Annotated in this window: 9 protein-coding genes and 1 tRNA gene; 4 read left to right on the forward strand and 6 right to left on the reverse strand. The window is 72.3% G+C overall.

The window, feature by feature from the left end; all coding sequences use genetic code 11:
* Positions 1 to 12: 12 nt before the first annotated feature.
* From glmU to ACR807_RS11265, 4 genes are all read right to left on the reverse strand, one after another.
* Complete coding sequence (gene glmU, locus ACR807_RS11250) at positions 13 to 1,494, reverse strand: bifunctional UDP-N-acetylglucosamine diphosphorylase/glucosamine-1-phosphate N-acetyltransferase GlmU (RefSeq protein WP_438921187.1); 1,482 nt, start codon at positions 1,492 to 1,494, stop codon at positions 13 to 15.
* A gap of 68 nt (positions 1,495 to 1,562) precedes the next feature.
* Entirely contained in the window at positions 1,563 to 3,188 is a 1,626-nt protein-coding gene (locus ACR807_RS11255) for a GGDEF domain-containing protein (RefSeq protein WP_438921201.1), read from the reverse strand.
* Positions 3,189 to 3,302: 114 nt separating this feature from the next.
* Positions 3,303 to 3,373, reverse strand: a tRNA-Gln gene (locus ACR807_RS11260).
* A gap of 258 nt (positions 3,374 to 3,631) precedes the next feature.
* Entirely contained in the window at positions 3,632 to 4,780 is a 1,149-nt protein-coding gene (locus ACR807_RS11265) for an alpha/beta hydrolase family protein (protein ID WP_438921188.1), read from the reverse strand.
* 152 nt (positions 4,781 to 4,932) lie between these two features.
* Here ACR807_RS11265 and ACR807_RS11270 point away from each other — a divergent pair, with 152 nt between their 5' ends.
* Entirely contained in the window at positions 4,933 to 5,889 is a 957-nt protein-coding gene (locus tag ACR807_RS11270) for an acyl-CoA desaturase (RefSeq protein WP_438921189.1), read from the forward strand.
* Positions 5,890 to 6,006: 117 nt separating this feature from the next.
* Entirely contained in the window at positions 6,007 to 6,600 is a 594-nt protein-coding gene (locus ACR807_RS11275; RefSeq protein ID WP_033441238.1) for a TetR/AcrR family transcriptional regulator, read from the forward strand.
* Positions 6,601 to 6,795: 195 nt separating this feature from the next.
* Here the strand turns inward: ACR807_RS11275 and ACR807_RS11280 are convergent, their stop codons facing one another.
* Both ACR807_RS11280 and ACR807_RS11285 read right to left on the reverse strand, forming a co-directional pair.
* The gene (locus ACR807_RS11280; RefSeq protein ID WP_438921190.1) at positions 6,796 to 7,929 is read right to left on the reverse strand and encodes a PQQ-dependent sugar dehydrogenase; all 1,134 of its coding nucleotides are present in this window, start codon (positions 7,927 to 7,929) and stop codon (positions 6,796 to 6,798) included.
* A gap of 70 nt (positions 7,930 to 7,999) precedes the next feature.
* The gene (locus tag ACR807_RS11285; protein WP_438921191.1) at positions 8,000 to 8,524 is read right to left on the reverse strand and encodes a DUF4291 domain-containing protein; all 525 of its coding nucleotides are present in this window, start codon (positions 8,522 to 8,524) and stop codon (positions 8,000 to 8,002) included.
* A 145-nt stretch (positions 8,525 to 8,669) separates the two neighbouring features.
* Here ACR807_RS11285 and mfd point away from each other — a divergent pair, with 145 nt between their 5' ends.
* Positions 8,670 to 12,224 (forward strand): transcription-repair coupling factor, encoded by a 3,555-nt coding sequence (mfd, locus tag ACR807_RS11290; protein ID WP_438921192.1) that lies wholly within the window; start codon positions 8,670 to 8,672, stop codon positions 12,222 to 12,224.
* Between the two features lie 25 nt (positions 12,225 to 12,249).
* Positions 12,250 to 13,188 (forward strand): hypothetical protein, encoded by a 939-nt coding sequence (locus tag ACR807_RS11295; RefSeq protein ID WP_438921193.1) that lies wholly within the window; start codon positions 12,250 to 12,252, stop codon positions 13,186 to 13,188.
* The last annotated feature ends 11 nt before the right edge of the window (positions 13,189 to 13,199 follow it).

Here is a 13,199-nt window from a genome sequence, read left to right on the forward strand (position 1 = left end):
GTGGGGTTCACGTCAGCGCCCTTCATCGGTTGTGCCATTCCCATTCTCGGACGCGCGCGCCCGCTCCGCCGCCTGTGCGGACGCCGTGCCGGCGCGGCGGGACAGGACCCAGCCGTCCAGGTTGCGCTGCGGCCCGCCGGACACGGCCAGCGCCCCCGGCGGGACGTCGCGCCGCACCACGGTCCCGGCACCGGTGTAGGCGCCGTCACCGACGGTTACCGGCGCCACGAACATGTTGTCCGAACCGGTGCGGCAGTAGGACCCGATCGTGGTCCGGTGCTTGTTCACGCCGTCGTAGTTGACCGTGACGCTCGCCGCGCCGATGTTCGAGTGCTCCCCGACCGTGGTGTCGCCGAGGTAGCTCAGGTGGGGGACCTTCGAACCGGTGCCGATGTCGGAGTTCTTGACCTCGACGAACGTGCCGATCTTGCCGTTCTCGCCGAGGCGCGTGCCCGGCCGCAGGTAGGCGAACGGGCCGACGGACGCGCCCTCGCCGATCTCCGCGCCGCTGCCGTGCGTGCGCACCACCGACGCGCCCGCGCCGACCGTGCAGCCGCTCAGCGTGGTGTCCGGTCCCACGACCGCCCCCTCGCCGACGACCGTCCCGGCGCGCAGCTGCACGCCCGGCTCGATCAGCGCGTCCCGCCCGAGCCGCACGTCCGCGTCCAGCCACGTGGTGGCCGGGTCGACCACGGTCACGCCCGAGCGCATGGCTCGTTCAACGATCCGACGATTCAACTCCGCGCCCAGCCGGGCCAGCTGCACGCGGTCGTTCACGCCCTCCACGAGCCAGGCGTCGGAGGTCACCAGCGCGCCCACGCGCCGGCCGTCCGACCGCGCGATGGTGAGCACGTCGGTCAGGTACAGCTCGCCCTGCGCGTTGTCCGTGGACAGCCGCGAGAGCCCGTCGCGCAGCACCGCCGCGTCGAACGCGTACACACCCGAGTTGATCTCGGTGATGGCGCGCTGCTCCGCGGAGGCGTCCTTTTGTTCAACGATCCCCTCGACCTCGCCCGAGGCCGAGCGCACGATCCGCCCGTACCCGGTGGGGTCGTCCACCACCGACGTCAGCACGGTCACCGCGTTGCCCCGGGCGCCGTGCTCGACCAGCAGCGCGCGCAGGGTGTCGGCGTCCAGCAGGGGCACGTCGCCGTAGGTCACCACGACCGTGCCGCCCAGGTCCGCGGGCAGTTCGGCGAGGCCGCAGCCCACCGCGTGCCCGGTGCCCTTCTGCTCGTCCTGCACCGCCACGGTGACCTTGCGGTCCAGCGCGGTCGACAGGCCGTCGAGGTGTTCGGCGACCGCCGCGCGGCCGTGGCCGACCACGACGGCCAGGTGGTCCGGATCGGTCCCCGCGGCCGCGCGCACCGCGTGCTCCACGAGGGAACGGCCGGCGATGCGGTGCAGGACCTTGGGGGTGGCGGAGCGCATGCGGGTGCCTTCACCCGCTGCGAGGACGATCGTGCTGACTGGGGTGGGGACACCCTCGAGCATCAGCGCTCTCCCTAGCTCGGTGCGTGCCTTGCAGCGGGAGGGGCCTGGCTTCCCGCCAGGTGCTGATACTAAGCCTCCGGACCGGGCTCGACCTCCACCGCGGCAACCTGGCAGCCACCTCTGCGCTTCGCCACGTACATCGCCGAGTCGGCTCGCGAGAGGGCCGCGTGGGAGGTCTCGCGGGGCCGCACGGAGATCACCCCGACGGACAGCGTGACCCCGCGCGAGAGGTCGGAAGGCAAGGCGGCGACGGCATCCACGGCCCGCGCGAGCGCCGCCTCGGCCGCGTGCAGCGGCGCGCCCGGCAGCAGCACCACGAACTCGTCGCCGCCGTACCGGGCCACCAGGTCGTCACCGCGCAGGGCCTGCCGCAGTGTGCTGGCAATCACGCGCAGGACGTCGTCGCCCTCGGCGTGCGAGTGCTTGTCGTTGACCACCTTGAACCCGTCCAGGTCCACCAGCGCGATGGACATGGGGTGGACCTGGGCGTTGATCAGCGCGCCCAGTCGGTCGTCGAGCGCGCGGCGGTTCGGCAGGCCCGTCAGCGGGTCCTGCAACGCCTGCTGCGCGATGGCGCCGTGCGCGCGGGTCAGCCGTTCGTGGTCGCGGCGGGTGAGCAGGGTCGCGGTGCGGGCCTCCTGCATCAGCCACAGCTCGGTCTCCAGCGCCGTGGCGTACGTCTCCAGCGCGCTGATCGTGCGCTCGTGCTTCGGGCCGGACAGGCGGGCGAACTCGCGCGTCAGGCACAGCATCAGGGTCGGCTCGGACGTGTCGCGCTCCAGCCGCTCGCGGGCGTCGTGCAGCACCTGGAGCGCCTGCTGCGGCAGCTCCTCCATCTCCAGGCACCGGGCCAGCGCGATCGACACGATGATCAGCTCCCGGGCGTACATGGACAGCTCGCGCAGCGACCACAGCCGCGAGATGTGCTCCGCGCCCGGCTTGGCCAGCGCGTGCGCGGCCCCTATCACCGGCACCTGCTCGGCGGCGGTGCGGTCGCGCCGGCCGGGGTGCAGGGACTCGCGGAACGCGCCCTCGACGGCGGTGGCGATGGCGGAGGCGGTGGCGAACCGCTCGGCGGCCTCCTCGAAGTTGTCCACCCGCTCCAGCCGCAGGCCCCAGCCGATGAGCATCCGGGCCCGGTTCACCAGGTGCACGTAGATCAGGTGCGGGTTGGCGCTCTCCCGGATCGCGTTGTGCGCGCGGGCCAGCACCTCGTCCGCCATCTCGTAGACGCCCAGCTGGGTGAGCACGAGCCCGGTCGACTGGAGCGCGGACGCCAGCAGGCGGTCCCACGTGCGCTTGTCGAGCATCGGGTCCGGGGCGAGGTCCTCCTCCAGCATCGCCAGGCCGCTCGCGACCTCGGTCAGCGCCTTGTCCTCGAACCCGCCGAGCAGGTAGCGGCGGCCCCGCAGCGCGTGCGCCTCGGCCTCCAGCACCAGCAGGCCGTGCCGCCGGCAGTGGACGAGCATCTCGTCGAGCACGGAGTCGGAGAGGTCGACCAGGCCGGGGGTGACGATCCGCACCACGGCGGCGGCGCGCAGCAGCTGGCCGACGATCCGCGGCTCACCGCGGCCCTGGGCCTCGGCGAGGATCAGGTCGACCTCGTCCGCCGCGTCGAGCTGCGCGGACAGGTGGCTGCTCTGCGCGATGGCCACGAGTTCGCTCGCGCGGCCGACCAGCCACGCGTCCGACATCTCGGGGGGCACCGGCGCCACGTTGCCCTGCTCGTCGACCGCTTCCTCGCGCAGCGACTCACACCCCCATGCGGACGCAGGGCGACCGGGCCCCGGACGGGCCCGACCAGCTCGCTCCGCCACCAGGATTCGAACCTGGACCATCGGAACCAAAATCCGAGGTGCTGCCTTTACACCATGGCGGAACGGTCGGGGTTCGCCCCGACCGCGCGAACACATGTTGTCACGACTGCCCCCCGAAGGTCAGCACCACCACTCAAGTGGCGGCAACCCGTCGGTAACCCGATCATGACCCACCGTGTTGTGGCTGGTCAGCACGGGGTCACGGCCGAGGTGCGCGAGGCGCCCGACGTGTCGCCGGGTCCCGAAGACAATCATGTAAAAAACTACCGTCGGTAGTTAATCCGGTACGGCGGGCCCGTCGCCGGGGCGTCGTCGGGCCGTCACCGCGCGGTCCCCACCGAGTCCAGGAACCCGACCAACGCCTCCTCGTACGCGTCCGGGTCGACGTTCCACGACGCGGTGTGCTCGGCGGCGGGCACCTCGACGTAGCGCACCGGCCAGTCCAGCCGGGGCGCCGCGGTGGCCAGCTCGCGCGACGACCCCACGGGCACGGTGCCGTCCGCGCCGCCGTGGAACAGCAGCGTCGGCGGCCGGTGCGCGGGCGGGTGGTCGGCCAGGTCGAAGCGGTCGAAGTCCAGGTCGGCGCGCCAGTCCGAGACCAGCTCCGCGACCGGCACGAGCTGCTCGGGCACGCCCCGGTTGCGCGACTGGAGCTCCAGGGTGTCCGTCCAGCTCACCACGGGCGCGTCCAGCACGACCGCCGCGACCAGCGGCGCGTCCGCCGACCGGGTCAGGAACTGGCCGACGATCGCCCCGCCCATCGACCACCCGTAGAGCACGACGTCGCGCGCGCCCCGGTCCCGGGCGAACCGCACGGCCGCCTCCACGTCGCGCCACTCCGTGTCGCCCAGGTGGTACAGCCCGTCGGGCGAACGGGGGGCTCCCTCGTCGTTGCGGTAGGTCACGGCCAGAACGGGTAGCCCCAGGTCGTGCAGAGCCGGCACGACCCGCAACGCCTCCGCCCGGGTGCCGCCCCGGCCGTGCACCGCGATCACCCACGTGGACGACGTCGCGGGCACGAGCCAGGCCGGCGCGTCACCCAGCTCGGTGGGCACGCGCACGTCCTCGTGCTCCAGGTCGAGCGCGGTGCGCGGGTCCGTCGTCCACACCGACGTCTCCAGCCGCACGCGCGTGCCGTCCGGGGGCGCCTGGCCGGTCAGCAGCTCGCGCACCACCGAGCCCTGCGACCGCCGCGTCACCGGGCCGACCTCGGCCCCGCCACCCGGCCACACCAGGCCCCACCGGCCGGGCAGGGCGCTCACCCGGGACTCCGCCAGCGTGACGGTCCCCACCGCCGACGAGGTGACGGTGTCGCGGTAGCCGGGACGGGAGTTCTCCGGCTCCAGCAGCTGCCCGCTGTAGTACCAGCCGAAGCCGGTCAGACCGGCGGTGAGCAGCACGAACACCGTGATGAGGGCGATGAGCGCGGTGCGCGGGCGACGCCTGCCGCGAACGTTCGGGGACGACACCTCCGAATGATGCACCGGCGGTGATCGACACGCCCGGCTTCCTGAGAACACGCCGTGATTTGCGCCGTGACCCTGGCGGCGCCGAGCGGGCTAACCTACGGTGTCGTAAGTTACGGTTCCGTAGGTAGTCCCCTAGCAACGAGGTATTACGTATGACCAGCACCCTGGAGAGCAGGTCCACGCCGCAAGGTCCCGACAAGGGACCGAAGCCGATCATCGAGGGGCGGCGCGGCCACGTCGAGCAGCTCGGCGTGTACGTGTTCGTCATCGTGCCGTTCCTGGCTCTGCTCGCGGCCGTTCCGCTCGCCTGGGGATGGGGTCTCGGCTGGGTCGACGTCGCGCTGTTCGTCGCCTTCTACTACCTGGCCGGCATGGGCGTGACCGTCGGCTACCACCGGTACTTCACGCACGGCTCGTTCAAGGCGAACCGGGCGCTCAAGATCGGCCTCGCCATCGCCGGCAGCATGGCGCTGCAGGGCCCGGTCATCGTGTGGGTCGCCGACCACCGGCGCCACCACGCGTTCTCCGACCGCGAGGGCGACCCGCACTCGCCGTGGCTGTTCGGCTCCGGCCCCGTCGCCCTGGCCAAGGGCTTCTGGCACGCCCACATGGGCTGGCTGTTCGAGCGCGACCAGACCAACGCGCAGCGCTTCGCCCCCGACCTGCTCGCCGACAAGGACCTCGTCCGGGTCGACAAGCTGTTCCCGCTGTGGACGGCCATCAGCCTGCTCGCCCCGGCCCTGCTCGGCGGCCTGATCACCATGTCGTGGTCCGGCGCGCTCAGCGCGTTCTTCTGGGCGGGCCTCGTGCGGGTGGCGTTCCTGCACCACGTGACCTGGTCGGTCAACTCGATCTGCCACATGGTCGGCGACCGCCCGTTCGCCGCCCGCGACCGCTCCGCCAACGTGTGGGCGCTCGCGATCCTCAGCTTCGGCGAGTCGTGGCACAACCTGCACCACGCCGACCCGACGTGCGCGCGGCACGGCGTGAAGCGCGGCCAGATCGACACCTCCGCGCGGATGATCTGGCTGTTCGAGAAGTTCGGCTGGGCGACCAACGTGCGCTGGCCGAACGAGCAGCGCCTCGCCAGGATCAGCGCCAAGAAGTGACCTGATGGTGACCTGCCCACCCGCCCCCCTCGCAGCTCGCGAGGGGGGCGGGTGTTTAGGGTGGCTGGGATGGCGGGGAGACGGCGCGACGACGAGACACCGGTGCCGCGCGTGCGGATGACGGGCAAGGAGCGGCGCGAGCAGCTGCTCGACGTGGCCAGGGCGCTGTTCGCCGAGAAGGGCTTCGAGGTCACCTCGGTCGAGGAGATCGCGCACCGGGCGGGCGTGTCGAAGCCGGTGGTCTACGAGCACTTCGGCGGCAAGGAAGGCATCTACGCGGTCGTGGTGGACCGCGAGATGCAGTACCTGATGGACCACATCGTCAACGCGCTGTCCGGCGGGCACCCGCGTGAGCTGCTCGAACAGGCCGCGTGCGCGTTGCTCGACTACATCGAGGGCTCGACCGACGGGTTCCGCATCCTGGTGCGCGACTCGCCCGTGGCGTCGTCGACCGGCACGTTCTCGTCGTTGTTGAACGACATAGCGTCCCAGGTGGAGTCGATCCTGGGGCTGCACTTCTCGCGGCAGGGCTACGACCGGAAGCTGGCGGCGCTGTACTCGCAGGCCCTGGTCGGCATGGTCGCGTTGACCGGCCAGTGGTGGCTGGAGGTGCGCAAGCCGAAGAAGGACGAGGTGGCCGCGCACCTGGTCAACCTGGCCTGGAAGGGCCTGTCCCACATGGACCACAAACCCCGCCTCCGCACCCGCTGACCCGCGAGAGTCCAACGCTCAGGCCCCGAGAGTCCAACCTCCGGGTCGCGAGAGTCCAACGCCCAGGACCTCTGAGTTCTGCATTCGTGCCGACCGGTCGGTATGCCTGAATGTAGAACTCACGGGTCCTGAGCGTTGGACTCTCGGGTCCTGAGCGTTGGACTCTCGGGGCCTGGAGGTTGGACTCTCGCGGGGTCAGGTGTTGCGGGTGATTTTGAGGACCTTGTCGTCCTCGCCGTTCGACGTCGTCACGTAGAGGGCGTTGTCGGGGCCCAGCTCGGCGCCGCGCAGGCGGCCGTGGGTGCTGTCCAGCTCGACCGGGATCGAGACCGAGTGCACGCCGCCCTCCGGGGTGATGGTGAACAGCAGCACCTTGGCGCCCTTGAGCGCGGTCACCGCGAGCACGCCCTCCATGCCGCCCCACTGCTCGCCGGACAGGAACGCGGCGTCGCAGATCGCCTCGGTCGGGTCGCCGGAGGACCACACGGCCTCGACGGCGTCCGGGAACCGCTCCAGGTCCGTCATCGGCACGCCCTCGTCGTAGCCGCCGACCGAACCGCCCTGCGACGGGTCCCAGCCGTAGTTGCCGCCGGGCCGGAGCAGGTTGACCTCGTCGTCCACGTCCGGCCCGTGCTCGGCGCTGAACACCAGCCCGTCCCGCCGCACGGCGAGGCCCTGCACGTTGCGGTGCCCGTAGGTGTAGACCCGGTCGCCGAACGGGTTGCCCCCGACGCCCTCGCCGGTCGCCAGGTCGACGCGCAGCACCTTGCCGCCGAGGCTCGCCCGGTCCTGCGGCACGGTGCCCACCGCCGTGTCACCGGTGCCGACGAGCAGGTGGCCGTCGCCGTCGAGCGCCATCCGGCACCCCGAGTGCCGCCCGCTGGGGTTGTTCGGCAGCCCGGCCAGCAGCGGGTCCTTCACCCGGGTCGCCCGGGTCCCCTCCAGCCGCCACGTGACGAGCCGCACGTCCTCGGCGGTGTTGGAGCAGGTCGTGAACAGGTTCGACGACTCGAAGTCCGGGTGCACGACCAGGCTCATCAGCCCGCCCTCGCCGCGCACGGCCACGTCACCGAGGTCGGCCTCCACGTCGGTGGCCTTCCCGTCCTCGACCAGCGCGATCCTCCCGGGCCGCTGCGGCACGAGCATCCGCCCGTCGGGCAGGAACCCCACGTCCCACGGGTGGCTCAGCCCGCCGACCACGACCTCGACCTTCAGCCCGTCGGGCTCCGTGGTCGTGGGCGCGTTGCCGCCCGGCTCGGCGGACGAGCACCCCGCCACCGAACTCCCGGCCAGCAGGGCAACGGCGGCAAACCCGGCGATCCGACGCATACCGCTCAGCATCCCAAGCGGGGTGTGTGGTCGGGATCAACCCCCCCGGGTCAGATGGGGGCAGACCGGGTCAGGCCGGGTCGTACGGGCGCTCGACGGGCAGCAGGGCGCGGGCGGCGTCCAGGTCGCCGGCGCCGACCAGGGCGTGCACCTCGTGCGCGAGCGGCGTCACGTCGGTGATCGACGCGGTCCACTCCTCGACGTAGCGGCGCGACGCCTCGCCCGCCAGGCCGAGCTGGAGCGAGCGGTGCGGGAGGGCCTCCAGGTGCAGGCCGCGCTCCGGGTCCCACTGGACGCGGACGTCCGGCTTCGAGCCGATGCCGGCGTCGCTGGGGACGGCGCGCCCCAGGGCCCAGTCGAATCCCGATCGGGTGATCCTGATGGCGAGGACGCGCTCCTGGTCCGGCTTCGTGGCCCACCCGGAGCGGTACATCATCCACAGGAACGAGGGCTTGACCCACGTCATCCGGCCGGGTCTGAACGGCGGCACGAACCGGCCGGCGGCCAGCGCCGGGCGCGCGACGGCGGGTGAGTACGCCTGGTACACCGTGACGTGCCGATCGTCGTAGTCGGCCCTGATCTGCCTGTGCTCCACCCCTGAAGGGTGATCCACCGGTCAACCGGAATCCGCGCGCGGCCCCCGTCCGCTGCACGTAGGCTTGACGGTGAGAACCCCTCCCGAGGCCGTTCCGAGGTCCCGGGCAGGGGTCTGTCCTCGTCTCTCCCCGGGAGCCATCGCAATGCCCCAGTCCGGCCCGCTCTCCGGCCTGCTCACCGCAGTCCTGCCCGACAAGGCGCTGCGCGCCCTCGTGGACTCCGTCGGCGTCCCCGACCTGGAGCTGGAGGGCCCGCCCGCCGCCCGGCCGCTGGTGGCCGCGGCCCTGGCGAGCAGCGCGCCCGTGCTGGCGGTGACGGCCACCGGGCGCGAGGCGGACGACCTCAAGAACGTGCTGTGCGACCTCATCGGGCACGGCTCGGTGGCGATCTTCCCGTCCTGGGAGACGCTGCCGCACGAGCGCCTGTCGCCGCGCGCGGACACCGTGGGCGCCCGCCTACAGGTGCTGCGCCGCCTCGCCCACCCCGGCGACGACCCGCTCAAGGTGGTCGTCACCACGGTCCGCAGCCTGATCCAGCCGATGGCCCCCGGCCTGGGCGACCTGAAGCCGGTCGACCTGGCGGTCGGCTCCGAGCACGACTTCGAGCAGCTGCCGGTCGACCTCACCGGCCTGGCGTACACGCGCGTCGACATGGTGGAGAAGCGCGGCGAGTTCGCCGTGCGCGGCGGCATCCTGGACGTGTTCCCGCCGACCGCGGAGCACCCGCTGCGCGTCGAGTTCTGGGGCGACGAGGTCACCGAGATCCGCCCGTTCTCGGTCGCCGACCAGCGGTCGCTGCCCGACCAGGTGACCGCGTTCACCGCGACGCCGTGCCGGGAGCTGCTGCTCACCGACGACGTGCGCGGGCGCGCCGCGGCGCTGGCCGCCGAGCACGAGGCCGACGCCCAGCTGCACGAGATGCTGGAGAAGCTCGCCAACGGCATCCCGTCCGAGGGCATGGAGGCGCTGATCCCGGCGCTGTGCGAGGGGCGGCTCCAGCTCCTCACCGACGTCGTCCCGGCCGGCACGCACGTCGTGCTCAACGACCCGGAGAAGATCCGCGCCCGCGCCCACGACCTCGTGCGCACCGGCCAGGAGTTCCTGGAGGCGTCCTGGATGGCCGCCGCGGGCGGCGGGAAGGCCCCGATCGACCTGGGCGCGAGCGCCTACCGCAACCTCGGCGACGTGGCCGACGCCGCGCGCGCCGCGGGCCGGCCGTGGTGGACGCTCAGCCAGCTCACCACCGAGGGCGCGGACGTCCTGCGGCTGGAGCTCAAGCACGTCGAGGCGTACGGCGGCGACGTCGAGCGCGCGTTCGCCGACCTGCGCGCGCACACCGCGTCCGGCGGCACGGCCGTGCTCGTCGTGCCGGGCGCGGGCACGGCGCAGCGCGCCACCGAGCAGCTGCGCGACGCCGGCGTGGGCGCGACCTGCGCGGACGCGTTGACCGACAAGCCCGAGCCTGGTCTCGTCACGGTCGTGCGCGGCGCCTTGGAGGACGGGTTCGCGCTGCCCGGCCTGGCGCTGGTCGTGCTCACCGAGACCGACCTGACCGGCGGCCGGCACGGCACGTCCACCAAGGACATGCGCCGGATGCCGAGCAAGCGGCGCAACGCCGTCGACCCGCTCGCGCTGCGGCCCGGCGACTTCGTCGTGCACGAGCAGCACGGCATCGGCAAGTACGTGGAGATGGTGCAGCGCACGGTGGCGGGCGCGACCCGCGAGTACCTGGTGCTGGAGTACGGCTCGTCCAAGCGCGGCCAGCCCGGCGACCGGCTGTTCGTGCCGACCGACCAGCTCGACGAGGTGTCCCGCTACGTCGGCGGCGAGCTGCCCACGCTCAACAAGCTCGGCGGCAGCGACTGGAAGAACACCAAGGCGAAGGCGAAGAAGGCGGTCAAGCAGATCGCCGCCGAGCTGGTGCAGCTCTACGCCGCCCGCCAGTCCGCGCCCGGCCACGCGTTCGCGCCCGACAGCCCGTGGCAGCGGGAGCTGGAGGACGCGTTCCCGTTCACCGAGACCGTCGACCAGATGGCCGCGATCGACGAGGTCAAGGCCGACATGGAGCGCACCGTCCCGATGGACCGCGTGATCTGCGGCGACGTCGGCTACGGCAAGACCGAGATCGCGGTGCGCGCGGCGTTCAAGGCGGTGCAGGACGGCAAGCAGGTCGTGGTGCTGGTGCCGACGACGCTGCTCGCCCAGCAGCACCTGAACACGTTCGTCGGGCGGATGCGCGCGTTCCCGGTGAACGTCAAGGGCCTGTCCCGGTTCACCGACCCGCAGGAGGCCGAGCAGACGATCGCGGGCCTCGCCGACGGCGAGGTGGACATCGTCATCGGCACGCACCGCCTGCTCCAGAAGGGCCTGCGCTACAAGGACCTCGGCCTGGTCATCGTGGACGAGGAGCAGCGGTTCGGCGTCGAGCACAAGGAGCACATCAAGGCGCTGCGCACGAACGTCGACGTGCTCACGATGTCCGCGACGCCGATCCCGCGCACCCTGGAGATGTCGCTGGCGGGCATCCGCGAGATGTCCACCATCCTCACCCCGCCCGAGGAGCGGCACCCGATCCTCACCTACGTCGGCGCGTACGACGACAAGCAGGTCGCCGCCGCCATCCGCCGCGAGCTGCTGCGCGACGGCCAGGTGTTCTACGTGCACAACCGCGTGTCCACCATCGAGAAGTCGGCGCGGCGCATCCGCGAGCTGGTCCCCGAGGCCCGCGTGGTCACCGCGCACGGCCAGATGAACGAGGACAAGCTGGAGAAGATCATCCAGGGCTTCTGGGAGAACGAGTACGACGTGCTCGTCTGCACGACGATCGTGGAGACCGGCCTGGACATCTCCAACGCCAACACCCTCGTCGTGGAGCGCGGCGACCTGCTCGGCCTGTCCCAGCTGCACCAGCTGCGCGGGCGCGTCGGCCGCGGCCGGGACCGGGGCTACGCCTACTTCCTGTACCCGCCGGAGTCGCCGCTGACCGAGCTGGCGCACGACCGGCTGGCGACCATCGCGCAGAACACCGAGCTGGGCGCGGGCATGGCGGTGGCCATGAAGGACCTGGAGATCCGCGGCGCGGGCAACATCCTGGGCGCGGAGCAGTCCGGCCACATCGCGGGCGTCGGCTTCGACCTGTACCTGCGGCTGGTCGGCGAGGCCGTGGACGCGTTCCGCCGGCACGCGGGCGCGGAGGTCGACGGGGACGAGGAGCTGGCCGAGGTCCGGGTCGACCTGCCGGTCGACGCGCACATCCCGCACGACTACGTGCCGGGCGAGCGGCTGCGCCTGGAGGCGTACCGCAAGATCGCGGCGGCCGGCGACGAGGAGGCGCTCCAGTCCGTGCTGGACGAGCTGAAGGACCGCTACGGCACGCCGCCGCTGCCCGTGGAGCGGCTGCTGGCGGTGGCCCGGTTCCGGCAGAGGTGCCGCGCGCACGGCGTGACCGAGGTCGTGGTGATGGGGCAGGCGATCCGGTTCGCGCCGCTGGACCTGAAGGACAGCCAGTTGGTGCGGCTGAAGCGGCTGTTCCCCAAGGCGGTCCACAAGCCCGCGACCAACTCGGTGAGCGTGCCTCGCCCGACCGAGGGCGCGGCCGGCGGCCGGATGGGCGCACCCCAGTTGCGCGACCAGGAGCTGCTCGACTGGTGCGCCCACTTCCTGGAGACCCTGTCCGTGAGCCCCGTCACCCGCGGCTGACGCGGCTCGTGAGAAGGTACCGTTCGTGAGGACTGTGCAGAGGCGTTCCACCCTGATCGTCGCGGCCGTCGCACTGCTGGTCGCGGGCTGCGGGACCGGCCCCGCCAAGGTCGGCTCGGCCGCGATCGTCGGCGACACCGTGCTGCCGCTGGAGACGGTGCAGCAGCGGCTGGAGATCGTGCTCGACAAGGAGCCCGAGGCTCGGAAGCTGCACGACCAGCGCAAGCTCGACCAGGTCGCCCGCCAGCTGGTGACGCTCGGCGTGCAGCACGAGCTGATCGGGCTGGCCGCGCAGCGCGAGGGCATCACGGTGTCCGAGGAGGACGTCGCCGAGTCCGTCGAGCAGGCGGGCGGCGCCGACGTGGCCTCGCAGAACACCGTGTACGACGCGACCACGTTCCGGGAGCGCGCCAAGGACCAGCTGCTGCTGGTGGAGCTGGCGCGCAAGTACGTCGACCGGATGGAAGTCACGTTCGACTACTTCTTCACCAAGGACAACGCCGACGCGATCGAGAAGGCCGAGCAGGTCGCGGCCGACCCGTCGAAGATGGCGGAGTTCATCGCCGCCGCGCCGCGCAGCGAGCAGGGCCAGTCCCTCGGCCGCGAGGGCCAGGTCGTGCGCTCGGCCGAGTCGCCGCAGTCGGCCCAGTCGCCGCTGTTCGGCGTCGAGCCCGGCACGGTCGTGGCGTTCCCGCCGGACCCGGGCAGCGCCCAGTGGATCGTCGCGCACGTCAAGGAGCGGCGCACCGACGTGCGGCCGTCGTCCGAGGAGTCGTCGACCGAGCAGCTCACGCCGCAGCTGCTGGAGCAGATCGGCCTGCGCCTCGTGCAGTCGCTGGCCGGCGACCCGTCGATCCAGGTCAACCCGCGCTACGGCGTGTGGGACACGACCGCGATCTCGCTCGCCCCGAGCGAGGGGGAGCTGACGGGCTACCAGGCCACCGCCCGCCGGACCGCCCCGTGACGGTCGTCCAC

Source organism: Saccharothrix sabaoui, from assembly GCF_051756985.1.
In the GTDB taxonomy this organism is placed as follows: Bacteria; Actinomycetota; Actinomycetes; order Mycobacteriales; family Pseudonocardiaceae; genus Actinosynnema.

Coding starts and splice junctions, on each gene's coding strand:
- glmU (WP_438921187.1), bottom strand. CDS start 1,494: ATGCTCGAGGGTGTCCCCACCCCAGTCAGCACGATCGTCCTCGCAGCG.
- ACR807_RS11255 (WP_438921201.1), bottom strand. CDS start 3,188: ATGTCGGACGCGTGGCTGGTCGGCCGCGCGAGCGAACTCGTGGCCATC.
- ACR807_RS11270 (WP_438921189.1), top strand. CDS start 4,933: ATGACCAGCACCCTGGAGAGCAGGTCCACGCCGCAAGGTCCCGACAAG.
- ACR807_RS11275 (WP_033441238.1), top strand. CDS start 6,007: ATGACGGGCAAGGAGCGGCGCGAGCAGCTGCTCGACGTGGCCAGGGCG.
- ACR807_RS11280 (WP_438921190.1), bottom strand. CDS start 7,929: ATGCGTCGGATCGCCGGGTTTGCCGCCGTTGCCCTGCTGGCCGGGAGT.
- mfd (WP_438921192.1), top strand. CDS start 8,670: ATGCCCCAGTCCGGCCCGCTCTCCGGCCTGCTCACCGCAGTCCTGCCC.